This is a genomic window from Limnohabitans sp. 2KL-1 (genome assembly GCF_003063435.1).
Taxonomy (GTDB): Bacteria; Pseudomonadota; Gammaproteobacteria; order Burkholderiales; family Burkholderiaceae_C; genus Limnohabitans_A.
The window spans coordinates 122,781-146,858 of record NZ_NESL01000004.1 but is presented as its reverse complement, the minus strand read 5'-3'; the positions used below and the strand labels follow the sequence as shown (position 1 = coordinate 146,858).

The following is a 24,078-nucleotide window of genomic DNA, read 5'->3' as shown; positions in this document are numbered from 1 at the left end:
GCAAACCAACATGGACAAGAGTAACTTCAAGCAAAGCCCCAAGATGGCCGCATGAAGTTCCTGGATGGGAGAGTCCTTCATTTTCAGCCCCCCGCCCCCGCCTACAATCACCGCTTTCATCCACCTTCTGGCCAGCCTACAGGCCCACCGATTGCAACCATGGCGGTATTCACCGAAGTCACCAAAGCCCAGGCCAACGACCTGATGCAAGCCCTGAATTTGGGCCAGCTCACCGCTTTGCGCGGCATCGAAGGCGGCATTGAAAACACCAACTACTTCGCCACCACCGATCAGGGCGAGTACGTACTCACCTTGTTCGAGCGCCTGACCCGCGAGCAGCTGCCGTTTTACCTGTACCTGATGAAGCACCTGGCCGGACGCGGCATCCCGGTGCCCGACCCTGCGGCCAACCGCGACGGCGACATCCTGCACACCGTGAGCGGCAAACCCGCCGCCGTGGTCAACAAACTGGCGGGTAAGAGCCAGTTGCAACCTCAAGCCGTGCATTGCGCCGCTGTGGGCGGCATGCTGGCGCGCATGCACCTGGCGGGTGCCGATTTCAACCGCAGCCAGCCCAACCTGCGCGGCCTGCCCTGGTGGAACGAGACCGTGCCGGTGGTGCTGCCTTATTTGGACGAAGCGCAAGCCACCCTGCTGCGCAGCGAATTGGCTTACCAGAACCACATCGCCAGCGGTGCCGCCTACGCCGCCCTGCCCCAGGGCCCGGTGCATGCCGATCTGTTCCGCGACAACGTGATGTTTGACGGCGAGCAGCTGACCGGCTTTTTTGATTTCTATTTCGCAGGTGTGGACACCTGGCTGTTTGACTTGGCCGTGTGCCTGAACGACTGGTGCATTGACCTGCCCACTGGCGTGCACGACGCCGAACGCGCCCAGGCCATGGTGCGCGCCTACAACCAGGTGCGCCCTTTGAGCGCGGCAGAGCGTGAGCTGCTGCCTGCCCTTTTGCGCGCAGGGGCTTTGCGCTTCTGGATTTCACGGCTGTGGGACTACCATCTGCCGCGTGAAGCGTCCATGCTCAAGCCCCACGACCCCGCGCACTTTGAGCGCGTGCTGCGTGCCCGGGTGAACCACCCTGTTTTGGCTTCTGGCCTTGTCTGACACCATGAATCTGCAAATCGTTCCCGCGCGCACCGGCCTGCATTGGGCCATCCAAGGCGTGCGCACGTTCTGGCGGCAACCCTTGGCCATGTCCGGCTTGTTTTTTCTGTTCATGGCCACCGTGTCGCTGGTGTCCATCGTGCCCTTCATCGGCGGGGCCTTGGCCCTGGTGCTGCTGCCAGCGCTGACGCTGGGCATGATGGCTGCCACACAAACTGCCATCCAAGGCAAGTTCCCCATGCCAGGCATTTTGTTTGCTGCGCTGAAAGCCGGCCCCCAGCGTAAAGCCATGCTCCAGCTCGGTGGATGGTATGCCGTGTTGTTTTTGGGCGTGATGGTGATTTCGATGTTGGCTGACGGTGGCACTTTTGCCAAAGTTTATTTTGGTGGCAGCCCCATGACCCCTGAAGTCGTGAACAGCCCATCGTTTCAAGCCGCTTTGTGGGTCTCGATGGTGCTCTACATCCCGGTGTCCATGATGTTCTGGCACGCGCCCGCGCTGGTGCATTGGCAAGGCCTGCCTGCTGTCAAAAGCCTGTTTTTCAGCCTCGTGGCCTGCTGGCGCAACCTCAAGGCATTTTCGGTCTACCTCCTGGTCTGGATCGGCATTTTCACCGGCTCGGGCATCCTGGCCTTGTTGATCGCGAGCTTGCTGGGTGATCCTCAGTTGATGATGGCGGTTCTGATGCCCATGGCCTTGATGGTGGCGGCCATGTTCTTCACATCCATGCTGTTCACCGTGCAGGACTGCTTCAGCTTCAGCGAACCTGCCTGACCGAAAAACCACCGCTGACCACACAGGTCAATGGCGGTCGCTGGTGATCAATGGTGGTGCCCATGCGCGCCGTGCGCGTGGCGGTGGGTGATTTCTTCGGCCGAGGCGGCACGCACTTCCTGCACCGTCAAAGTCAGCGTCAGATGCTGACCGGCCCAGGGGTGGTTGGCGTCCAGAATGACCTTGTCGCCCTTGATCTTGACCACGTTGAAGACTTGTTCATGGCCTTCGGCCGAGCGGCCACGCAGTTGCCCGCCCACTTTGACGCCCGGTGGAAACTCACTTTTGGGGATGGTCTGTACCAGCGCCTCGTCGCGCTCGCCAAAAGCATCGGCCGGGGCCAGCTTCAACGTGGTGGTGAAGCCCACTTCCTGCCCTTCCAGCGCTTCTTCGATTTTGGGGAACGTGTTGTCATAGCCGCCGTGCAGGTAAGCGGTGGGCTCTTGCGTCTTGTCCAGCAGCTGGCCCTGGGCGTTCACCACTTTGTGGTGCATGGTGACAACGGTGTCTTTGGTGATTTTCATGGGGGTACTTTCAAAAGGAAATCTCAAAGGTCAAGGGTTTGCAACCTCAGACCACGGTCAGTTTGGCCACGCTCAACGCCAGCCATTTCACGCCATGGCGCGGAAAGTTGACCTGCGCCCGGGCATCGGTACCGACGCCTTCGACGGCCAACACTTTGCCTTCGCCAAACTTGGTGTGGAACACCTGTTTGCCCGCCGTGATGCCGTGCCCGGGCGCGGCTTTTTGCACCGGCACGGGTGGGCTTTTGTAGGTTTCGGTGCTGAGGCTGCTCTGGCCCCAGGCGGGGCGGGCGTGGCGGCTTTGCGCGGGCGTTTGCCCCCATGCACCTGCGCCGCCCAAACCACTGCCGCCCGTCGAGCCCAGGTTGGAAAAGCCCGCGTTCTTGGGCGTGACCCACTTCAGACATTCTTCGGGCAACTCGTCCAGAAAGCGGCTTTTGAGGTTGTAGCGGGTCTGGCCGTGCAGCATGCGGGTCTGCGAATGGCTCAGGTACAGGCGTTTGCGGGCCCGGGTGATGGCCACATACATCAGGCGGCGCTCTTCTTCGAGCCCGTCAAAATCGTTCATCGCGTTTTCGTGCGGAAACAGGCCTTCTTCCAGGCCGGTGATGAAAACCGCGTCAAATTCGAGGCCCTTGCTGGCGTGCACGGTCATGAGCTGCACCGCGTCTTCACCGGCTTGCGCCTGGTTGTCGCCGGCCTCCAGTGAGGCGTGGGTCAAAAAGGCGGCCAACGGGCTCATGATCACGCCGTCTTCACTGAACTCATCGATCGTGCCCAAGCCAGACTCGGATGAACTGCTCAAGCCCTGGCTGGCCGGGCTTTGCCCCAGGCCTGAGGTGCCTTGCGGCAAAGCCACCGCGCTGCGGCCAAAGCCTTCTTGCGTGACAAAGCTCTCGGCCGCGTTGACAAGCTCTTCCAAGTTCTCCACCCGGTCCGCGCCTTCTTTTTCGGCTCGGTAATGGGTGAGCAAGCCGGTCTTGTCCAGCACCAGGTCGATGATCTCGCGCAAGGTCATGCCCTCGGTCTGCTCACGCAACACATCGACCATGGCCACAAACGCCGCCAGATTGGCCCCGGCCTTGCCCGTGGTGGCGCTCACCGCGTCGTGCAGCGAACAGCCTGCGGCACGCGCCGCGTCTTGCAGTTGCTCGATGCTTCGCGCACCGATGCCGCGTGGCGGAAAGTTGACCACCCGCAAAAAGCTGGTGTCGTCGTTGGGGTTCTCCATCAGGCGCAAATAGGCCAGCGCGTGCTTGATCTCGGCCCGCTCAAAAAAGCGCAAACCGCCATACACGCGGTACGGGAACCCAGCATTGAACAGTGCGGTCTCCAGCACCCGGCTTTGGGCGTTGCTGCGGTACAGCAGCGCCACTTCCTTGCGCTCAAACCCGTCTTGCTTGACCAATTGGCGCAACTCTTCCACCAGCCACTGCGCTTCGGCAAAGTCAGACGGCGACTCCACCACCCGCACCGGCTCGCCCGCGCCTTGGTCGGTGCGCAGGGTTTTGCCCAAGCGGGTTTTGTTGTGGCTGATCAGGTGGTTGGCCGAGTCGAGGATGTTGCTGAAACTGCGGTAGTTTTGCTCCAGCTTGATCTGGTGCTGCACCTGAAACTCGCGCACAAAGTCGGCCATATTGCCCACCCGGGCACCCCGGAAAGCGTAAATGCTCTGGTCGTCGTCGCCCACGGCCAAGATGGCGCACTCGCCACCCTCGCCCGGCAGCCCGGCCAACTGCTTGAGCCAAGCGTATTGCAGCTTGTTGGTGTCCTGAAACTCGTCCACCAAAATGTGCTTGAAACGCCGGCGGTAATGCTCGCGCACATGCACGTTGTCACGCAGCAGCTCGTACGAGCGCAACATCAGCTCGCCAAAATCCACCACGCCTTCGCGCTGACACTGCTCTTCGTAGAGCTGATAAAGCTCCACCTTGCGGCGGGTCTCGTCATCACGCACCGGCACATCGCCGGGGCGCTGGCCGTCTTCTTTGCAGCCCGAGATGAAATACTGCACTTGCTTGGGCGGAAAGCGGTCTTCGTCCACATTGAACTGCTTGCACAGCCGCTTGATAGCCGACAGCTGGTCTTGCGTGTCCAGAATCTGAAAAGTCTGCGGCAAACCCGCCAGCTGGTAATGCGCCCGCAAAAACCGGTTGCACAGCCCGTGGAAGGTGCCAATCCACATGGCGTTCACATTGACGGGCAGCATGGACTGCAAACGCAGCTTCATTTCTTTGGCGGCCTTGTTGGTGAAAGTCACCGCCAAAATGCCGCCGGGCGAGACCTGAGAGGTTTGCAGCAGCCAGGCAATGCGGGTGGTCAGCACCCGCGTCTTGCCCGAACCTGCGCCCGCCAAAATCAGGGCGTGCTCGGCAGGCAAGGCCACCGCCCTGTGCTGCTCGTCGTTGAGCTGGGCGAGCAAGGGGGAAGAAGTGTTCAGGGCGGTTTCAGAAAACATAGGGGGAGATTGTAGGAGGGGCGCTCACCTGAACGAATACAGAACGACGCCCACCCCAAACGCCGTCAATCCTTCAACTGATCAACAAGCCAACGAAGACTTTAAACCCGCCCCGCCAAACTCAGCGCAGCTCGTAAGGTGTCGTTGATGCGCGTCTGCCAGCCCTCACCGCTGGCACGCAGCGCGGCCAGCACATCGGCATCCAGACGCAGCTTGACAGGCTCTTTGGTTGTGACTGCTTTGGGGCGGCCACGCGTTTTGAGTTGGGCGCCCTCGTACAGGTCGGCAGCTTTGAAAAATGCTGCCGTCAATTCCGGCGCATCATCTGGGTCATTCCAGGTAACTGGCGTAGAGCGTTTTTTCGCGGTCATTGGCTTTCCTCATGCTGATGATGCGGCGCACCTCGCCGCGCGGTGTCCAGACCAACACCACCAGACGGGCATCCAGCCAGCCCACCGTGATGAATCGATCTTCTTCATAGTCCACTCTTGTGTCCTGAGCCGTGAAATGCACGCCCTCAAAAACGGCATTGGCTCGCGCAAAGTCCAAACCTCGCTCCAACAGCGTTCTGTCTCGCTTGCTGTCGTCGAACTCGATGTTCATTGAATTATTGTACCCCCAATAAATATTGAATACATTTTGCACACCATCACGCGATTTTCAAAATTCAACCACCACCCATCCACAATCACAAGCCCTCATGAAGTGATTGGTTGCAGCAAGTCAGGTATGTGCAGCATTTTGCGCAGGGCTGCCGTGACCAGCTCAACGGATTTTTGGGCTGTTAGGGCAGCTATTGCTCCGACTGAAGTGGACCCCGAATTTAGGACAGGTGTTTAAGTGGGACACTGTCTAAAGAAACGGGTTACCAATGACTGAGTCAAAAAAGCGAAGAGTTCATCCGCCGGAGTTCAAGGCCAAGGTGGGCCTGGAGGCTCTTGGTGGGATGAAGACCATCAACCAAATCGCCCAAGAGCACGGCGTCCATCCAATACAGGTCGGCCAATGGAAACGAGAGATCCAAGCCCAGGCCAAAAGTCTTTTTGAGGGCAAGCGCGGGCCACAACCGGTATCTGCCGAGAGTGCGCCAGACCGGCTCTACGGTGAGATCGGGCGCTTGAAGATGGAGCTGGACTGGCTCAAAAAAAAGTCCGGGATCAGCCTGCCATGATCCGCCGTGCCTGGATTGGTGCCCATGCCGATGTCACGCAAAAGCGCCAGTGCGTGCTCGCTGGCGTGTCGCGCACGACGGTCTACGTCAAGCGCAAACCCGTGGTGTTTGTCGAGGCGGACGAGCTGCTCAAGCGCTTGATCGACGAGGAATACACGCGCCACCCTTTCTACGGCAGTCGCAAGATGGTGGTGTATTTGGGGCGCTGCGGGCACCGGGTCAACCGCAAGCGGGTGCAGCGCCTCATGCGCAGCATGTCGCTGGCTGGGATGGCACCAGGGCCCAACACGAGCGCGGCGCACCCTCTGCACAAGGTGTACCCCTATCTCCTGCGCGGCGTGCCAGTGGTACGGGCCAATCAGGTCTGGAGCACGGACATCACCTACGTGCGGCTGGCGCGCGGCTTTGCTTACTTGGTGGCTGTGATCGACTGGTATTCAAGGCGGGTGCTGAGCTGGCGAATCAGCAACAGCATGGAGGCTGCCTTTTGCGTGGACTGCCTGGAGGACGCCTTGCGCGAGCATGGCAAGCCCGAGGTGTTCAACAGTGACCAGGGCAGCCAATTCACCAGCGTTGCCTTCACGGGCGTGCTCAAGCGCGAGGAGATTGCCATCAGCATGGACGGCCGGGGCCGGGCGTATGACAACATCTTTGTGGAGCGGCTTTGGAGGAGCGTCAAGCATGAAGACATCTACCTCAACGGCTATGCCACGATGGGCGAGTTGCTGGTGGGTCTGACGAAATACTTTGCTTTCTACAACACCGAGCGCCCGCACCAATCACTGGACAACCAAACACCGCAAGAGGTTCACCAGACGTCAAGCGGTGGTGGTGCGATGATCGTGGACAAATACCGGACTCGAGAAAGACTCCCAGTTGCGCTGCGCTCCAGCGGGACTGGGGCCGGGGAAGTCAGGATTGAGATTGAGCCTGCAATACAAAAGGCAAAAACCGGGGCAGCGCCGTCCAGCTGCGAGAAGTTGAGTGCAACTTAAACTGCCATCAAGTCTGTCCTGACTTTGGGGTCCACTTCAAATCCCGCATAAGCGCTAGCCAAGCGAGCAATGACGGAGTTGTTCTTTTTGCCGTTAGTAGGGGCCTGTAAGCGGGCGAGAGACCATGGTGAGTCAGGATTCGCGGATGAATACTTCAGCTGTTCGACCACTACTTTTGTCGCTTTGGAAAGCTGGGACCCGCCAAAGTACTGAGCGCAATCTACTCCCAGCCACGCATCTGCAGGTGCACCCGTTTCGTCGATAGCAAGTAAACCCTCGACGGTCAGTGCTACAAGGTCATTCATGCCAGTGAGAAGGGGTAAGGCGTGCCGTAACGCCCACCATTCGTGAAAGTCGTCTCCTGCTGAGGAGCCCCGAGCGCCTCCAAAATCTGGCTTTGCCATTTGCTTTTCCGATTTGCTGTTTTAAATAACTATAGGTCGCGCGGATGGCATTGCCATGCATCGCTTTAGTTGGGTAAAGCTCACACCGCCCCATGCCGACCTACTCCAATTACCAACCTTTGCTTAGTCCGCGTCGTTGCCACATAAAACAACACCCGCACGGCCTCTTGTTCGTCTTTGCCAGTGGCAGGCATTAGCCCCACCCCGGGCAGGACCACAACGGGTAACTCCAGGCCTTTGCAGCCCTTCATGGTTATCACTCGTCATCCAAGTCCACCAACAACCCCCACGCCGCGCCAGCCGCTCTTCTAGTCAAAGCGAGATTCAGAGAAGTCAAAATATGTGCAAAAAAGTCCACACAAGCATATTCTGAATTTGGCCCTTAAAAACCCAACTCAGCACAAATTTGGATTTTTGACGCCTGTTGGGCTGGACTTTGCCCTGAGCCACGAAGGCCAGTTAAAGCTTCATCCGGCTTCAACGATTCCTTGCCTGCCCCTGCACCAGCAGATCAAACACAATCCGCGCAAAGTTGGCTGCTTTGCTGGGGTCGCCCAGTAGCTGCATCATCTGGTTCTGGTGGGCTTCGCTGCAGTCCATGATCGCGTCGTCAATGGCCTTCGAGAAGTCACCCAGCAGGGCCTGCTCGGGCGAGTTGTTCTCGATCTGCTTCATCACCAAGATGTTCTCGCCCACCTTGTAGCGGATTGTGTAGGCGTAGTTCACCATGTCCTTGTCGGTGAGCTGGTCGGTCACAAACACCTCGTTCAGGCGGTTGATGATCTGCGACAGATACTCTTCTTTCTTGTCCTGTGGCTTGGCCGTACCCAAGGCTTCGCCCGGCTCCAGCTTGTACTCAGCGGTATTTTCTTTGAGCACCAAATCCTGCTGGCGTATTCACTGCCCACAAAAATGAAGTCGCGCTAAAGTTCAAGCAGGAATTGGCGCAGTTGCACCAACAGGCCGCGTTGCAGGTCGCTTTCAAGGTGGGTAGCGGGCAGGTCCAGAAATTCGACCAAGTAGCTGTCTTTGAACACGCTGGCCGCGCCGGGGTGGATTTGTGTCACCAGTGGTGACACTTTTGCCGGGCTGAGGGCGACGCGCTCAAAAAGGACCGTGTCAAACTGCCGCATACGCCAGATGTTTTGAGTGGAAAGACCGCGCAGTCCACGCTGCGTGCTCCCCACAAATTACAGCCTATATTGTGTAAATCCAAAATACAACACATAATGTGTAAAAATTAAATACATATCAAATGCTGTATGAAAAACTACCCTCTCCAAACGCCTGACCAACTGCAGCCCATCCTTGCAGCCTTTCGTAAAACAGCGGGCCTGACTCAGGCAGAACTGGCTGTTCGGCTGGGCGTCACCCAGCAAACCTATTCCGCAGCCGAACGCAATGCGGCCAACATGAGCGTGGCCAAGCTGATGGCCGTGCTCAATGCCCTCGATGTTGAACTGGTGCTGCAGCCTAAATCAGTCCAGACCGCGCTCGCACCGTCAAACCAACCCACTGCGCAGTGGTGATCGCCATGAAACGCCTTGTTTTGTGGATGAATGGCGAGCGGGTCGGTGCCTGGACGGTTACACAAGGCAAAGACCAACTTCAATACGATGACCGTTGGCTGCAGTCACCACAAGCTCGCCCGCTGTCACTCACACTGCCCTTCACGCCGGGCAACCAGCCGCACCGTGGTGAACAGGTCGGTGCATGGTTTGACAACCTGCTGCCCGACAGCCAGCGGCTGCGCGACCGCATCGCAACACGGTTCAAAACCAAGGGCAAAAGCACCTTTGACTTGCTGGCCGAAGTGGGTCGTGACAGTGTGGGCGCCATTCGCCTGCTGCCTGAAAGCCTTTCGCCCAAAGAAGCCCCAGGCGATGGTCAAAGCATTGCCGCCCAAGCCATGAACGAGGCCGAAGTGGCCCAACTGCTCAGAAGCACTGCCAGCACGGGGCCAGGAGATGCGCTGCATGCCGACGACTTTCGGATCTCTTTGGCGGGTGCACAAGAAAAAACCGCCCTGCTCCAGATCAACGGCCAGTGGATGCGCCCCTTGGGTGCCACACCCACCACCCACATTCTCAAGCTGCCGCTGGGTTTGGTGGGCAATCTGCAAATGGACATGGCCACCTCGGTGGAAAACGAATGGCTGTGCGCGCAAATCATCAAGGCCTATGGCCTGCCCGTGGCCAACTGCACCATGGCGCAGTTCGAAGACATCAAGGCCCTGGCCGTCGAGCGGTTTGACCGCGCCTGGTCTGCCGACCGTTCATGGCTGATTCGCCTGCCGCAAGAAGACATGTGCCAAGCACTGGGCTACCCGAGCCACCAAAAGTACGAATCCGATGGCGGGCCGGGCATGGACAAGATTCTGAATTTGCTCAGCGGCTCCACCCAGGCCGTGCAGGACAAAAACAACTTCATCAAAGCCCAATTCTTGTTTTGGCTGCTGCGGGCCAGCGATGGCCACGCCAAAAACTTCAGCATTCACATCAAGGCCGGAGGCAGCTTTGCCATGACGCCTGTGTATGACGTGCTCTCGGTCTACCCCGTGCTGGGCGAAGGCCCCAAGCTCGTGTCGCCGCACAAAGTCAGCATGGCCATGGCCGTGAGGGGCAAAAACGCACACTACAAAATGCGCGACATCCAGCCCCGCCATTGGCGCGAGCTGGCCAAGCGGCACGGCATCGCCCCAGAGGGCGTGGGCAGCCCATTTGAGCAAGTTATTGAACAAACATCGGCCGTCATTGAAACTGTGCAACGCTTGTTACCGGAAGGGTTTCCACTGCAGGTCAGCGACGCCATTCTGAATGGACTGGCTGAGGCTGCGAGGGAGTTTTAAAACCAAGCGACTTTGCACAGGCCTGCGCCGAAGCCACTGGGAAGCGCTACGACAGCCTGTCTGCGCAAATCCTGAGGCCAGCCATAAAGAAAGAAGCCGCCAACCCTTTCTGGTTGGCAGCTTCTTTGTTTGCAACGCGAAGCGTTTTACTTCTTGCCAGGCGGCAAGTCCGTGCAGCTACCGTGCGCCACTTCCGCCGCCATGCCGATGCTTTCGCCCAGCGTGGGGTGTGGGTGGATGGTCTCGGCGTGTTCACGCCCAAAAATGCACCACCGGCACTCGATCTTCCTTGGAATTCAGGAGGGGATAAACCCCCGTGCGTAAACGGGCCTTATCAGGATGTAATTCGCAGCACGCCATCGTCAAGAAAAGCAAGGAACATCGATGTACCTGACAGGCAAGCAAACCCAATTGTTGGGTCGAATCATGCAAACACTGGCAGAACCCCATGAAGAGAAGGAAATTCGGGAAATCATGGGCGACTTGGTCATGCAATTGTTGCAAGCCCAGTTTTATGCAAGCTTTGTTTGGCAGCCAATACAGCAAAGTTTTGGGCACAGCACGCAGATCAACATGGAGCCGCTCAACTTGCGAGCCTATGAAACCTATTACCAATTCCATGACCCGATCACTCCTTTGATGCAGCGCTACCGTGTAGCGGTCAGGGCCACGGATGTTTTACCCCATGAATATCTGCGAAAAACCGAATTTTTCAATGATTTCCTGATGAAGGATGGCTTGTACTGGGGTGTCAACCTCTATGCCTGGCACCAGGGGAATAACCTGGGTGATATGCGCATTTGGCGCGATCGTCGACGTGAGAACTTCAGTGCCGACGAGATGCGTTTACTGGACATGCTGCAACCGGCCTTTGTAACGGCGCTGGCACGGGCGCAGCGCCCAGGTCACGATGCGCCTGAGACCATGAACCTCTTTGCCCAGCGACTGACAACCCGCGAGCAGGACACTGCGCGCTTGGTGATGCTGGGTTTGCCAGACAAGGAAATTGCACGCCAGCTGGAGATTTCCACTACCACTGTGCGCACGCATCTGGAAAATGCTTTTCGCAAAGTGGGTGTTAACAGCCGCGCGGCGCTGGTGCATAAATTGAGGCTTTGAGAACCACTGAAGCCTCCTCAGTTTGCAGGATGTCTGTAAGTGATCGGTGTTCTTAGCATGTCATGAACGTCAATCGAGACGTTAGATTCCCATTTCAGGAGACACACATGACCCTCAATACTTCTCGTCGTCAATTTTTCAAGAATACCAGTGCAGTTTCTGCCGCCGCATTGCTGGGCGGGACGGGCCTCACCGCTTGCGGTGGCACGAGTACCGCAGCAACTCTGACCACAGACGAGCAACTGGCCCTGACTGCCACACAGGCATTGGCTGCACTCAAGGCAGGCAGCCTGAGCGCGACAGCGTATGTCACGACCCTGATTCAACGTGCCAAATCCGTGTCCGACCTGAACGCCATGATCACCTTGGACGAAGCAGGTGCACTGGCGGTGGCCAAGCAGGTGGATGCCGATCGTGCTGCAGGCAAAACGCTGGGCGTGCTTGCGGGTTTGCCCATCGTGGTCAAAGACAACATCAACAGCAAAGCCCTCAAAACAACCGGCGGGACTTCTTCGTTGCGCAATTTCCAGCCCGCCAACAATGCCCCTTCCTTGCAAAAATTGATCGATGCCGGTGCCATTGTTCTGGGCAAGTCCAACTTGCATGAATGGGCATTTGGCATCACCTCCACCAACTTCACTTTGGGTATTGACCCCATCACGAAAGCAGCCACCCGCCCCTGCAAGAATCCGTATGACAGCAGTCGCATTCCGGGTGGCTCTTCAGGTGGAACCGCTGTGGCGATTGCCACACGCTTTGCACCCGCCGGTTTGGGCACCGACACAGGTGGCTCGACGCGTGTGCCTGCTTCATTTTGTGGCATCGCCGGTTTTCGCCCTTCTGTAGGTGACGGCGTTGGTAAAGGACGACGCTACCCGGACACAGCCAATGACGCTTTGCCCATCAGCACCACGCGTGACACCTTGGGGCCCATGGGGCGCACCGTGGCCGACCTGGCCTTGCTTGATGCCGTGATCACAGGCACCGCTTTACCTTCCGCGAAAAACCTCAAAGGACTGAAAATCGGTCTCCCTGCCAGCTTTTGGGCTGGACTCGATGACAGCGTCAAGGCCGTGGCCGTGGCCGCCAAACAAAAATTGGCCGATGCGGGCGTGGTGTTTGTCGAGGCCGATCTGGACGGCATCATGGCGCTCAACGACGCGATTTCATTTCCCATCGCATTGCACGAGCCCGTCGCAGCCATTCCTGCTTATCTGGTGGCCAACAATGCGCCCGTCAAAACGGTCAAGGAAGTCAGCGACCAACTCGCCAGCCCCGACGTTCAAGGCGCATTTGGTGCCATCGCTGGAGATGTCTTCGGCGCGGCTTACCCTGATGTCATGGCCACGAAGCGCCCGGCTTTGCAAAAACTCTACAAAGATTACTTTGCAGCGCAAGGCGTGGAAGCCGTCATGTTCCCCACCACGCTGCTGGCTGCGCCCAAAATCGATGCAGCCAATGGCTCCAAAACCCTCAGCTACACCGTGGGGGGTGTGGAGCAAAAGGACAAAGACACCTTTGGCACCTGCATTCGCAACACCGATCCTTGCACCAACGTGGGCATTCCGAGCGTGTCCATCCCTGCGGGCTTGACGGCTGGCGGTTTGCCGGTGGGTATGCAAATCGATGGACCCTTGGGTTCGGATGCCAATTTGCTGGCCATTGGCATGGGCATGGAAGCCGTTTGGGGTTCGATCAAAGCACCTGTGATGGGATGATGACCGGCACCCAGTCAGTTTGACACAACGGTTATGGCCAAGTGGACTTATTCCACTTGGCCATTTTTGATTTGAATTGAGGGGTGTATCAGTCGGCCGTGAAACCCGAGGCCTTGACCACGGGTGTCCAGCGGGCGGTCTCCGTGGTGATCAGCGCTTGCAGGTCTTGAGGATTGCCACCACCGATTTCCAGGCCCATTTTGGTGAAGCGGTCTTTGAGCGCAGGGTTTTTCAAAGCGCGGTTGACTGCAGCGTTCAAGGTGTTGATCTGCGTTGAATCGGTGCCGCCTGGTGCGAACAAAGCAAACCAGCCCACGCCGACCAAATCCTTGAAGCCCGATTCGCGCAGCGTGGGTACATCTGGAAACAAGGCATTGCGCTGGGGTCCTGATGTAGCCAGGATGCGACTTTTGCCTGAGCGGTGCATCTCGCCCTGGTCCACCAGCGTATCAATGCCCAGGGTCACTTGATCCCCGATGAGCGCGGTCATCAATTGCGCGCCACCGTTGTAGGGAACATGGGTCATGTCCAGACCCGTTTTCTGGCCAATCATCACGCCAAAGAAATGCGGCAAGCTGCCAGGCGCAGGCGAGCCGAATGTGCCCAGAGCAGGGGTCTTTTTAACCACCGACACCAAGTCGGCAATGCTGCGAATCGGACTGTCGGCCTTGACCGACACACCAAACTGGAAGTCGGCAATGTGCGCCACAGGCGCAAGGTCTTTTTGCACGTCGTAGTTGAGTTTCTTGTAGACCAGCGGTGCCAGTACGGGCACCACAATCGGAGCCAACATGACTGTCGCCCCGTTGGGTGCAGCGTTCTTCAGGGCTTCAGCAGCGATGCGGCCGCCCGCGCCCACGCGGTTTTCAACGACCACAGGACGCCCCAATTCATCCTTGAGGCGCTCGGCCAACAGACGTGCTGCCAGATCAGCCGACCCGCCAGCCCCAAAACCCACCAACACTTTGAGGGGCACCGGGTCGCTGGCGTGTGCCAGCCCAGACAACAGCAGAAACACGCTGCTCAACCAGATTTTCGTTTTCATCACGGCTCCTTGAAAGTCAAAAAAAATAAAACACTGCGAGACTTTAGGTTTTTCGGTGCACTTGGAACACCCTCAAGATTGATGGTCGAGTCGTCAAGAGGAACAACGGCAAAGGGTAATCTCTCTTGACCTTGAAGAGTGATTTGATAACTTTGGAAACTCCTGAGAAGTCCAACACACACCATGTACCTGAACACACAACAATCCAAAATGCTGGCAGACCTGTGCGCAGTGATGGCCTCGGATGTCTCGAAAGCACAATTACTCCAAACGCTCGCGCAACCCTTGGCGCAGTTCATGCAGGCCGATCATCTGGTGTCGCGTCAATGGAGTGCCAAAACGAATCGGTACACCATTTGCGCGTCCTACAACGTCAAGCCCTCCAGAATCCGAGCATATGAGGACCACTTCCAGTTTTGTGATCTCATCACACCGCGCCTGCGGGCCTTGCGCTCACCCGCGCGGGTCAGCGATGTGTGTTCTGCACAAGAACTTGAAGGCTCCGAGTTTTACAACGACCACCTGCGTCAGGACGGTATTCACTGGGGCGTGAACCTGTACGCCTACCGTGGTGATGCGTGTCTGGGCGATTTGGTCATTTACCGCGCAAAGGGACGAGAAGACTTCAGTCGGCAGGACATGGCTTGCCTGAACATCCTTGCCCCGGTATTCACGGCGGCATTGAGTCGCCTTGAAGCAGTGGAGACCCCCAAGACCGCTTGGAGGGGTCATGACGAATCCGAGCTGCGCCAAGTCTTGACTGGACATTGCCAGCTCAGCCAGCGCGAGGCCGATGTGGTGGTGCATTGCCTGAACGGTTGCTCAGACAAGGAAGTTGCACGCCAGCTCCAGATTGGCTTTACCACCGTGCGTTATCACCTGAGCCATGCGTTTGAAAAGCTTGGCGTTCAGGGGCGCAACAAACTGGCCGCCCACATCGGGCAGCTTTTGCATCAGGCATAAGCCAACGGTGGGCGTGGCAGGGGTGGCAAAGCCCGTTCAATGGCCGCAGCCACACCCAAAAGGTGGCGATCCGTGCCCAAGGGGCCGTCCAGCTCCAGCCCCACCGGCAAGCCCTCTGCCGTCAAACCCGCCGGGAGGCTGATACCGGGCAGTCCCGCATTGCTGCCGGGATCGGTGTTGCGGATCAAGGTTTTGAACGTGGGCACTTGTTGCCCATTCAAATCAACCCTGTCGTCATGCCCCACAGGCGGAGCGGTCATGAGGCAGGTAGGAAATGCCAGGGCATCCAGACGGTGGTCGGCAAAGTGGCGGGCGTAAGCGGCTTGCAGTTTTTGTCGCCTGGCTTGTGCCGCAGCATAGGCCGTGGCCGTGACGCGCTCATGGCCGAGTTGCCCTGACAAGAGCAGGGCCACGTCCGGGCTGCCCACGCCTGCCAGCAGGGCCTCCATGGACAGCCCTTGTGCCTCGGCATAAGCAGGCAGACTTTGCATCATTTCGAACATCACCAAGGTCGAACCCGTGGCATCGTTGTGACGTTTCAGGTCTGGCACATCCAGCGGCACGCACACAACGCCTTCAGAGACCAGCGTATCCAGCGCTTGCTCAATGACCACCAGAACTTGCGGGTCGGCACCTTCGAAAAAGTCCCCTCGCAGGATGCCCAGGCGCAGGCCCTTGAGCGACACACGAGGCATGTCCAGTCGGTCTTGTGCCAAGAGACTGTCGAGCCAGGCTACGTCTGCAACACTGCGAGCCATGGGCCCCACGGTGTCCTTGGTGGGTGACAAGTGCAAGATACCTTGCGATCCGTAGCGGCCCTTGCTGGGCCTGAACCCGACCACACCACACAATGCAGCAGGCAGACGCACTGAGGCGCCTGTGTCTGTGCCCAGTGCAGCGGGCACCATGCGCGAGGCCACTGCCACTGCAGAGCCGCCACTGCTACCGCCCGGGATGAGCAAGGGGTTCCAGGGGTTGCGACAAGCACCTGTGACCGCGTTGTGGTTGGTGCCCCCCAAGGCCAGTTCGTGCAGATTGGTTTTGCCCGCGATCAAGCCGCCCGACTGCAGCAGACACTCGACCACGGCGGCATTGCGCGTGGGTCTGGAGGCCAGCAATGCCCTTGTGCCACCACTGGTCGGCAGATCAGCGGTGTCGATGTTGTCCTTGATCGCCACGGGCATGCCCGCCAAAGGTCGATGATCAGGCTGCGCACTTGAGGCTTGATCGAGGACCTTGGCTTGCTGGATCAATCGCTCAGGATCACGGCTGATCCAGGCATTCAGATGGGCCAATCGGTCGGTTTGCGCAAGCAAGGCGTGGACATATTCCAAGTGCCCGAGTTGTCGTGTGTGCAGTGCTGCGGCCGCTTCCATCAGCGTGAGTTCAAGGGGGTCCATACAGAATCAATGTCAAAGCGCTGACTCTATGAGGTGATCGACTTCTTGAATACCCCCATGAATGACGGTAAACACCCTGCATGAAACAAAGCCGCCAACCCTCGCAGGCTGGCGGCTTTGTTTGGAAGCGACAACGCTTACTTCTTGCCAGGCGGCAAGTCCGTACAGCTGCCATGCGCCACCTCCGCCGCCATGCCGATGCTTTCGCCCAGCGTGGGGTGGGGGTGGATGGTTTTGCCAATGTCCACAGCGTCTGCGCCCATCTCAATCGCCAAAGCGATCTCGCCAATCATGTCGCCCGCATGCGTGCCCACCATGCCGCCGTCCAAGATCTTGCCGTGGCCGTGGGCCTCGGGTGAATCGTCAAACAGGAGTTTGGTCACGCCTTCGTCGCGGCCGTTGGCAATGGCGCGGCCAGACGCTGTCCAAGGGAACAAGCCCTTTTTCACCTTGATGCCTTGCGCTTTGGCTTGGTCTTCGGTCAAAAGCCCTTCAAGCCGCGCCGGGTGCCGACTTCGCCAGTGCCAACGCAGCCCTTGTCTGCCAGCCTTTGCCACTGGCACGCCAGCGCTCCAACACATCGGCATCGAGGCGCAGGGTGACAGGCTTCTTGTGCTCGGCCTGTACGGGCCGTCCGCCTAAGCGCCGCGCCATGATCTGCTCTGGGGTGTTGACGCGCCCTTCACCGCGTGCGGTCTGCGCAAGCCCCCGCTCAATCGATGCGAGTAGGGACGCAGTATCGGTATCAACTTGTCTTGCTGCATCAGACATCGTATTTCTCCTTCAAAGCGCGCAACAGGTGCGCAGGAATGTTTTCAATACGGCCCTTGGTGTAGACCGTTACCAGCACCAGCTCACCGCGGGCATTGCGCACGAAGTAAATCACCCGCGCCCCGCCTTTTTTCCCCATGCCAGCACGCACCCAACGCACCTTGCGCAGACCACCAGTGCGGGGTATCACGTCACCCGCATCGGGGTTGTTGGCTATCCAGTCCACAAAGGCATGGCGCTCGTCTTCGCTCCAAATTTTGGCGGCACAGTCCATAAATTCGGGGCTTTCGATGACGGTGAGCATAGGGTTATTGTGCATCGAATAACTAAAATTGCAAGCATCCCATCAGGCTTTTTCCGAGTGGAACCGATCAGCCCCATACACCGATGGAAGATACACAGCTACGCATTGCGAGTAGCCAGTAAGTAAGAAGCCCGAACCGTTGCCTGTTCGGGCTTCTTACTTTCAAAGCGCTGCCGCTTATCTACTTCTTCGACGGCGGCAAGTCCGTGCAGCTACCGTGCGCCACTTCTGCCGCCATGCCGATGCTTTCGCCCAGCGTGGGGTGTGGGTGGATGGTTTTGCCGATGTCCACCGCGTCTGCGCCCATCTCGATGGCCAGAGCAATCTCGCCAATCATGTCGCCCGCGTGCGTGCCGACCATACCGCCGCCCAAGATCTTGCCGTGGCCGTGCGCTTCGGGGCTGTCGTCAAACAGCAGTTTGGTCACGCCTTCGTCGCGGCCGTTGGCAATGGCGCGGCCCGAGGCGGTCCAAGGGAACAAGCCCTTTTTCACCTTGATGCCTTGCGCTTTGGCTTGGTCTTCGGTCAAACCCACCCATGCCACTTCGGGGTCGGTGTAGGCCACGCTGGGGATGACGCGTGCGTTGAACGCCGCTGCTGCCAGCTCTTTGTTGCCTTGCAGTTCGCCCGCAATCACTTCGGCCGCCACATGCGCCTCGTGCACAGCCTTGTGCGCCAACATGGGCTGGCCCACGATGTCGCCAATGGCAAAGATGTGCGGCACGTTGGTGCGCATTTGAATGTCGACGTTGATGAAGCCACGGTCGGTCACAGACACACCAGCTTTTTCAGCGGCGAGTTTTTTGCCATTGGGCGTGCGGCCCACGGCTTGCAACACGAGGTCGTACACCTGCGGCGCGGGGGCGGTGCCACCGGGTTCAGCGCTCTCGAACGTGACTTCAATGCCTTCTGGCAAGGCGCGTGCGGACACGGTCTTGGTCTTGAGCATGATGTTGTCAAAGCGCTTGGCGTTCATCTTTTGCCAGATCTTCACCAAGTCGCGGTCAGCGCCTTGCATGAGGCCGTCCATCATTTCCACCACGTCCAGGCGTGCGCCCAACGTGCTGTAAACGGTGCCCATCTCTAGGCCGATGATGCCGCCGCCCAAAATGAGCATCCGCTTAGGCACTTCTTTGAGTTCCAAAGCGCCAGTGCTGTCGACCACGCGTGGGTCGTTGGGCATGAAAGGCAAACGCACAGCTTGCGAACCTGCAGCGATGATGGCCTTTTTGAAGGCGATCACTTTTTTGCTGCCGTTTTGTTCTTGCGCGGTGCCGGTGGTCTCAGACACTTCAAGGTGGTTGGCACCCACGAATTGGCCCAAGCCACGCACGGTGGTGATCTTGCGCATCTTGGCCATGGCAGCCAAGCCGCCTGTGAGCTTGCCAATGACTTTTTCTTTGTGGCCGCGCAGCTTGTCGATGTTGACCACCGGTGCACCGAAGTCAACACCCAAATCGGCCATGTGAGCCACTTCGTCCATCACCGCTGCGACGTGCAGCAAGGCTTTGGAGGGGATGCAACCGACGTTCAGGCACACACCGCCCAAGGTGGCGTAGCGCTCAACGATCACGACTTTGAGGCCCAGATCGGCTGCACGAAACGCCGCCGAGTAGCCGCCGGGGCCACCGCCCAACACGAGCACATCGCACTCGATGTCGGCCGAGCCGCCGAAGGACGAGGCAGTGGGTGCGGGTGTGGCTGCCACGGGCGCAGATGCGGCTGGCGCGGAGGCTGCCGCAGGAACTGCAGAGGCAGGAGCGGCTGAAGCGCCCTCACCTTCCAGCACCAACACCACCGAGCCTTGCTTGACCTTGTCGCCCAACTTGACCTTGAGTTCTTTGACCACGCCACCGTGGCTGCATGGAATTTCCATGGAGGCCTTGTCGCTCTCCACGGTGATCAGACTTTGGTCAGGTTTGACGGTATCGCCCACCTTGACCATCAACTCGATCACCGTGACTTCGTCGAAGTCGCCAATATCGGGAACTTGAATATCTATCAGTGCCATATCAAGTCCTTAGAGCAACACGCGACGGAAGTCGCTGAGGATTTGACCCAGGAACGCGTTGAAGCGTGCCGCTGCGGCGCCGTCGATGACGCGGTGATCCCATGTCAGGCTCAAAGGCAGCATCAGGCGCGGCACAAACTGCTTGCCGTCCCAGACGGGTTCCATGGTGCTCTTGCACACACCCAAAATGGCCACTTCGGGCGCGTTGATGATGGGCGTGAAGTACTTGCCGCCAATGCCGCCGAGGCTGGAGATGGTGAAAGTCGCGCCGGACATTTCGGCTGGGCCGAGTTTGCCGTCGCGGGCTTTCTTGGCCAATTCGCCCATTTCCTGGCTGATTTGCAGCACGCCTTTTTTGTCGCAATCGCGGATGACGGGGACCATCAAACCATTGGGCGTGTCAGCGGCAAAGCCGATGTGCCAGTAGTTTTTGTAGACCAGCGCATCGCCGTCGAGCGAGCTGTTGAACTCGGGGTATTTCTTGAGCGCGGCCACGCAAGCCTTGATCAGGAACGCCAGCATCGTGACCTTCACGCCGCTCTTCTCGTTCTCTTTGTTGGTCGAGACGCGGAAGGCTTCGAGGTCGGTGATGTCGGCGTCGTCGTGGTTGGTGACGGCCGGAATCATGATGGCGTTGCGGAGCAAATTCGCACCGCTGATCTTCTTGATGCGGCCCATCTCTTTGCGCTCGATGGGGCCGAACTTGGCGAAGTCGACCTTGGGCCAGGGGATCAGGCCCAACTCGGAACCACCACCGCCCGAAGCCGCAGGGGCTTTGGCCGCTTGCGCTTTGGTCTGCGCAGCGCCAGACATGACGGCTTTGGTGAAGGTTTGGACGTCATCGGCCGTGATGCGGCCTTTGAGGCCGGAGCCTTTGACTTCGTCGAGCGGCACACCCAGCTCGCGTGCGAACTTGCGCACCGAGGGCGACGCGTGGGGCAAGCCCACGGTGTTGCCACCGGGTGCGTGGGCAGGCGCTGCCACGGCAGCGGCGGCCGCCGCGACGGGCGTTTGCACAGCCGCTGGGGCCGAAGCCACGGCAACAGGAGCAGCCGCAACAGCAGCCGCTGCGGGTGCAGCCGCAACAGCTGTGCCTTCCAGCACCGCCAGCAGGTCACCAATGTTGACCGTGTCACCCACTTTGACTTTGAGCTCTTTGAGCACGCCAGCCGCCGAAGACGGGATTTCCATCGAGGCTTTGTCGGACTCGACGGTGATCAGCGATTGCTCGACCTTGATGGTGTCGCCGGGCTTGACCATCACTTCGATGACGACCACGTCTTTGAAATCGCCAATGTCGGGCACAAACACTTGCACGGGGCCAGATGCAGCAGGTGCTGCGGCCACGGCAGCCACCGGGGCCACCGCAACAGGCGCAGAAGCAGGCGCTGGTGCGGCCACAGCAGCAGCCGGTGCAACAGCTGGAGCGGCAACTGCGCCAGCGGCTTCGACCACCAGCACGATGGAGCCTTGCTTGACCTTGTCACCCAAAGCGACGCGCATTTCTTTGACGACGCCCGCCGTGCTCGATGGGATTTCCATCGAGGCTTTGTCAGATTCGACCGTGATCAGCGATTGCTCGGCCTTCACGGTGTCGCCCACTTTGACCATCAATTCAATGACGGTCACTTCATCAAAATCCCCGATGTCCGGGACTTGTACTTCTACCAATGCCATGTGTGTCTCCCGGATTTATGCGTACAGCGGGTTGATCTTGTCGGTGTTGATGCCGTACTTTTTGATGGCCTCGGCCACTTGCGTGGCGGGCACTGCGCCGTCTTCGCTCAGTGCCTTGAGTGCCGCGACCACGATGTAGTGGCGGTTGATCTCGAAGTGCTCGCGCAGCTTGCTGCGGAAGTCGGAGCGGCCAAAACCGTCGGTGCCCAGCACTTTGTAGGTGCGACCCTTCGGGATGAAAGGACGGATCTGCTCGGCATAGGCCTTCATGTAGTCGGTCGAGGCCACCACGGGGCCGCTGTGCTTGGCCAGTTGTTGACCCACAAACGACACACGGGGTGTTTCCAGCGGGTGCAGCAGGTTGAAGCGCTCGGCGTCTTGGCCGTCGCGGGTCAGCTCGTTGAAGCTTGGGCAGCTCCACACGTCGGCCTGGATGCCCCAGTCGGTGGCCAGCAGGGTTTGTGCGGCAATGGATTCGCGCAGGATGGTGCCCGAGCCCAGCAACTGCACGCGTTTGGTCCCTTCCGCACCCGGCTTGCACAAATACATGCCCTTGATGATCTGCTCTTCGGTGCCGGGGGTCAGGCCAGGCATGGCGTAGTTTTCGTTCAGCAGCGTCAGGTAATAGAAGACGTTGTCTTGCTTCTCAACCATGCGCTTGAGGCCGTGGTGCAGGATGACGCCAACTTCGTGCGCGAAGGTGGGGTCATAAGACACGCAGTTGGGGATGGTGTTGGCCATGATGTGGCTGTGACCGTCTTCGTGCTGCAAGCCTTCGCCGTTGAGCGTGGTGCGGCCCGATGTGCCGCCGAGCAAGAAGCCGCGTGCCTGCATGTCGCCCGCCGCCCAGGCCAAGTCGCCAATGCGCTGGAAGCCAAACATCGAGTAGTACACGTAGAACGGCACCATGATGCGGTTGCTGGTGCTGTAGCTGGTGGCCGCAGCGATCCAGCTGGACATGCCACCGGCTTCGTTGATGCCTTCTTGCAGGATCTGACCGGCTTTGTCTTCCTTGTAGTACATGACCTGGTCTTTGTCGACCGGGGTGTACTGCTGGCCCGCAGGGTTGTAAATACCGATCTGGCGGAACAAGCCCTCCATACCAAAGGTACGGGCTTCGTCCACCAAAATGGGTACCACACGTGGGCCCAGGGCCTGGTCGCGCAAGAGCTGCGTGAGGAAGCGCACATAGGCTTGGGTGGTCGAGATTTCACGGCCTTCGGCAGTGGGCTCCATCACGGCCTTGAAGGTTTCCAAAGACGGCACGGTGAAGTTTTCTTCAGCCTTGACGCGGCGCTTGGGCAAGTAGCCGCCCAGGGCTTTGCGGCGCTCGTGCAGGTAGCGCATTTCGGGCGTGTCTTCTGCAGGCTTGTAGAAAGGGATATTGGGCAACTCGCTGTCAGGGATTGGCAGGTTGAAGCGATCGCGCATGTACTTGATGTCTTCGTCCGTCAGCTTTTTGGTCTGGTGGACAGTGTTTTTGCCCTCGCCCGCTTTGCCCATGCCAAAACCCTTGACGGTCTTGATCAGCAACACGGTGGGCTGGTCTTTGGTGTTCACGGCTTCGTGGTAAGCGGCATACACCTTTTGCGGGTCGTGGCCACCGCGCTTGAGGTTCCAGATGTCGTCGTCTGACAAGTGGGCCACCATTTCCAGCGTGCGGGGGTCGCGGCCAAAGAAATGCTTGCGCACATAAGCGCCATCGTTGGCTTTGAAGGCCTGGTAGTCGCCGTCCAGGGTGTCCATCATCAGCTTGCGCAGCGCGCCGTCCTTGTCGCGGGCCAGCAAGCTGTCCCACTCGCTGCCCCACAAGAGCTTGATGACGTTCCAGCCGGAACCGCGGAACTCGCCTTCGAGTTCTTGCACGATCTTGCCGTTGCCGCGCACCGGGCCGTCCAGGCGCTGCAGGTTGCAGTTGACGACAAAAATCAGGTTGTCCAGCTTCTCGCGAGCGGCCAAGCCAATCGCGCCCAGCGATTCAACTTCGTCCATCTCGCCGTCGCCGCAGAACACCCAAACCTTGCGGTTTTCGGTGTTGGCAATGCCGCGGGCGTGCAGGTATTTCAAAAAGCGCGCTTGGTAGATCGCCATCAATGGGCCCAGACCCATCGACACGGTGGGGAACTGCCAGAACTCGGGCATCAGTTTGGGGTGCGGGTAGCTTGACAAACCTTTGCCATCGACTTCCTGGCGGAAGTTGAGCAACTGCTCTTCGGTCAGGCGGCCTTCCAGATAAGCGCGGGCATACACGCCGGGCGACACATGGCCTTGGATGTAAAGGCAATCACCGCCGTGGTTTTCGCTCTCGGCGTGCCAGAAATGGTTAAAACCTGCACCAAACATGTGGGCCAGCGAGGCGAACGAGCCGATGTGCCCGCCCAGGTCGCCACCGTCAGCGGGGTTGTGGCGGTTGGCCTTGACGACCATGGCCATGGCGTTCCAGCGCATGTAGGCGCGCAGGCGCTCTTCGATCTCGATGTTGCCGGGGCAACGGGCCTCTTCGTTGGGCTCGATGCTGTTCACGTAACCGGTGGTGGCTGAAAACGGCAGATCGATGCTGTGCTGGCGGGCTTCTTCCAGTAGTTCTTCAAGCAGAAAGTGGGCGCGCTCAGGCCCCGCTTTTTCGATCACGGCGGACAAGGCGTCCATCCATTCCCGGGTCTCTTGTGAGTCCAGATCTTGCTTCGGCTGTTGAGGTATGGCCGCTGTCATGCATGTCTCCTATGAAGGTGTTGTGGTTTGAATGATGCCGCAATTTTCACATATATTCGCT

At 58.9% G+C, this 24,078-nt stretch carries 22 protein-coding genes and 2 pseudogenes; 8 read left to right on the top strand and 16 right to left on the bottom strand.

Annotation, left to right across the window (positions count from 1 at the left end; all coding sequences use genetic code 11):
* Positions 1-159: 159 nt before the first annotated feature.
* Together B9Z47_RS11200 and B9Z47_RS11195 are read left to right on the top strand one after the other, a co-directional pair.
* Positions 160-1,122, top strand: coding sequence for a homoserine kinase (locus B9Z47_RS11200; RefSeq protein WP_108331333.1), 963 nt, complete (start codon positions 160-162; stop codon positions 1,120-1,122).
* A gap of 4 nt (positions 1,123-1,126) precedes the next feature.
* Positions 1,127-1,897 (top strand): BPSS1780 family membrane protein, encoded by a 771-nt coding sequence (locus tag B9Z47_RS11195; RefSeq protein WP_108331332.1) that lies wholly within the window; start codon positions 1,127-1,129, stop codon positions 1,895-1,897.
* A 47-nt stretch (positions 1,898-1,944) separates the two neighbouring features.
* Here B9Z47_RS11195 and B9Z47_RS11190 read toward each other — a convergent pair whose 3' ends face one another.
* The 4 genes from B9Z47_RS11190 to B9Z47_RS11175 all read right to left on the bottom strand — a co-directional run bounded on the left by B9Z47_RS11190 (position 1,945) and on the right by B9Z47_RS11175 (position 5,482).
* Positions 1,945-2,421, bottom strand: coding sequence for a peptidylprolyl isomerase (locus B9Z47_RS11190; RefSeq protein WP_108331331.1), 477 nt, complete (start codon positions 2,419-2,421; stop codon positions 1,945-1,947).
* A 46-nt stretch (positions 2,422-2,467) separates the two neighbouring features.
* Complete coding sequence (locus B9Z47_RS11185) at positions 2,468-4,879, bottom strand: UvrD-helicase domain-containing protein (RefSeq protein WP_108331330.1); 2,412 nt, start codon at positions 4,877-4,879, stop codon at positions 2,468-2,470.
* 101 nt (positions 4,880-4,980) lie between these two features.
* Positions 4,981-5,190 carry a BrnA antitoxin family protein gene (locus B9Z47_RS11180; protein WP_233253770.1) on the bottom strand — a complete coding sequence of 70 codons (210 nt, stop codon included), beginning with the start codon at positions 5,188-5,190 and terminating at the stop codon, positions 4,981-4,983.
* A 19-nt stretch (positions 5,191-5,209) separates the two neighbouring features.
* On the bottom strand, positions 5,210-5,482 hold the full coding sequence (locus B9Z47_RS11175; RefSeq protein WP_108331328.1) for a BrnT family toxin: 273 nt from the start codon (positions 5,480-5,482) through the stop codon (positions 5,210-5,212).
* Positions 5,483-5,750: 268 nt separating this feature from the next.
* Here B9Z47_RS11175 and B9Z47_RS11170 point away from each other — a divergent pair.
* Positions 5,751-6,919 (top strand): annotated as a pseudogene (locus tag B9Z47_RS11170) (IS3 family transposase); the annotation flags it as partial.
* Positions 6,920-7,041: 122 nt separating this feature from the next.
* Here the strand turns inward: B9Z47_RS11170 and B9Z47_RS11165 are convergent.
* The 4 genes from B9Z47_RS11165 to B9Z47_RS11150 all read right to left on the bottom strand — a co-directional run bounded on the left by B9Z47_RS11165 (position 7,042) and on the right by B9Z47_RS11150 (position 8,516).
* Positions 7,042-7,350 carry a hypothetical protein gene (locus B9Z47_RS11165; protein WP_146185783.1) on the bottom strand — a complete coding sequence of 103 codons (309 nt, stop codon included), beginning with the start codon at positions 7,348-7,350 and terminating at the stop codon, positions 7,042-7,044.
* Positions 7,351-7,529: 179 nt separating this feature from the next.
* Complete coding sequence (locus B9Z47_RS11160; protein WP_108331326.1) at positions 7,530-7,700, bottom strand: 3'-5' exonuclease; 171 nt, start codon at positions 7,698-7,700, stop codon at positions 7,530-7,532.
* 226 nt (positions 7,701-7,926) lie between these two features.
* Entirely contained in the window at positions 7,927-8,328 is a 402-nt protein-coding gene (locus tag B9Z47_RS11155; RefSeq protein ID WP_233253769.1) for a hypothetical protein, read from the bottom strand.
* Between the two features lie 44 nt (positions 8,329-8,372).
* On the bottom strand, positions 8,373-8,516 hold the full coding sequence (locus B9Z47_RS11150) for a PDDEXK nuclease domain-containing protein (RefSeq protein WP_199226363.1): 144 nt from the start codon (positions 8,514-8,516) through the stop codon (positions 8,373-8,375).
* Between the two features lie 195 nt (positions 8,517-8,711).
* Here B9Z47_RS11150 and B9Z47_RS11145 point away from each other — a divergent pair, with 195 nt between their 5' ends.
* The 4 genes from B9Z47_RS11145 to iaaH (B9Z47_RS11130) all read left to right on the top strand — a co-directional run bounded on the left by B9Z47_RS11145 (position 8,712) and on the right by iaaH (B9Z47_RS11130) (position 13,134).
* Positions 8,712-8,978: a helix-turn-helix domain-containing protein gene (locus B9Z47_RS11145; RefSeq protein ID WP_108331324.1), complete on the top strand. Its 267-nt coding sequence runs from the start codon at positions 8,712-8,714 to the stop codon at positions 8,976-8,978.
* A 5-nt stretch (positions 8,979-8,983) separates the two neighbouring features.
* Positions 8,984-10,297 carry a type II toxin-antitoxin system HipA family toxin gene (locus B9Z47_RS11140; RefSeq protein ID WP_233253768.1) on the top strand — a complete coding sequence of 438 codons (1,314 nt, stop codon included), beginning with the start codon at positions 8,984-8,986 and terminating at the stop codon, positions 10,295-10,297.
* Between the two features lie 495 nt (positions 10,298-10,792).
* A complete protein-coding gene (locus B9Z47_RS11135) occupies positions 10,793-11,416 on the top strand; it encodes a response regulator transcription factor (RefSeq protein ID WP_233253767.1) in 624 nt (207 codons plus the stop codon).
* 107 nt (positions 11,417-11,523) lie between these two features.
* A complete protein-coding gene (gene iaaH / locus B9Z47_RS11130; protein WP_108331321.1) occupies positions 11,524-13,134 on the top strand; it encodes an indoleacetamide hydrolase in 1,611 nt (536 codons plus the stop codon).
* An 88-nt stretch (positions 13,135-13,222) separates the two neighbouring features.
* Here the strand turns inward: iaaH (B9Z47_RS11130) and B9Z47_RS11125 are convergent, their stop codons facing one another.
* Positions 13,223-14,179 carry a Bug family tripartite tricarboxylate transporter substrate binding protein gene (locus B9Z47_RS11125; RefSeq protein ID WP_108331320.1) on the bottom strand — a complete coding sequence of 319 codons (957 nt, stop codon included), beginning with the start codon at positions 14,177-14,179 and terminating at the stop codon, positions 13,223-13,225.
* 183 nt (positions 14,180-14,362) lie between these two features.
* Between B9Z47_RS11125 and B9Z47_RS11120 the strand changes: the two genes are divergently transcribed.
* Complete coding sequence (locus B9Z47_RS11120; RefSeq protein WP_108331319.1) at positions 14,363-15,142, top strand: helix-turn-helix transcriptional regulator; 780 nt, start codon at positions 14,363-14,365, stop codon at positions 15,140-15,142.
* Here B9Z47_RS11120 and iaaH (B9Z47_RS11115) read toward each other — a convergent pair.
* The 7 genes and pseudogenes from iaaH (B9Z47_RS11115) to aceE all read right to left on the bottom strand — a co-directional run bounded on the left by iaaH (B9Z47_RS11115) (position 15,133) and on the right by aceE (position 24,017).
* A complete protein-coding gene (gene iaaH / locus B9Z47_RS11115; protein ID WP_108331318.1) occupies positions 15,133-16,542 on the bottom strand; it encodes an indoleacetamide hydrolase in 1,410 nt (469 codons plus the stop codon). The two genes, B9Z47_RS11120 and iaaH (B9Z47_RS11115), sit on opposite strands and share 10 nt — an antisense overlap.
* 137 nt (positions 16,543-16,679) lie before the next feature.
* Positions 16,680-17,027 (bottom strand): annotated as a pseudogene (locus B9Z47_RS11110) (dihydrolipoyl dehydrogenase); the annotation flags it as partial.
* 7 nt (positions 17,028-17,034) lie between these two features.
* Positions 17,035-17,313: a BrnA antitoxin family protein gene (locus B9Z47_RS11105; protein ID WP_108331317.1), complete on the bottom strand. Its 279-nt coding sequence runs from the start codon at positions 17,311-17,313 to the stop codon at positions 17,035-17,037.
* Positions 17,306-17,617 carry a transcriptional regulator gene (locus B9Z47_RS11100; protein ID WP_108331316.1) on the bottom strand — a complete coding sequence of 104 codons (312 nt, stop codon included), beginning with the start codon at positions 17,615-17,617 and terminating at the stop codon, positions 17,306-17,308. The genes B9Z47_RS11105 and B9Z47_RS11100 overlap by 8 nt, the downstream gene beginning before the upstream one ends.
* Positions 17,618-17,798: 181 nt before the next feature.
* Positions 17,799-19,628: a dihydrolipoyl dehydrogenase gene (lpdA, locus tag B9Z47_RS11095; RefSeq protein WP_108331315.1), complete on the bottom strand. Its 1,830-nt coding sequence runs from the start codon at positions 19,626-19,628 to the stop codon at positions 17,799-17,801.
* A gap of 9 nt (positions 19,629-19,637) precedes the next feature.
* On the bottom strand, positions 19,638-21,305 hold the full coding sequence (gene aceF / locus B9Z47_RS11090; protein WP_108331314.1) for a dihydrolipoyllysine-residue acetyltransferase: 1,668 nt from the start codon (positions 21,303-21,305) through the stop codon (positions 19,638-19,640).
* Between the two features lie 15 nt (positions 21,306-21,320).
* Complete coding sequence (gene aceE, locus B9Z47_RS11085; RefSeq protein WP_108331313.1) at positions 21,321-24,017, bottom strand: pyruvate dehydrogenase (acetyl-transferring), homodimeric type; 2,697 nt, start codon at positions 24,015-24,017, stop codon at positions 21,321-21,323.
* Between the last annotated feature and the right edge of the window lie 61 nt (positions 24,018-24,078).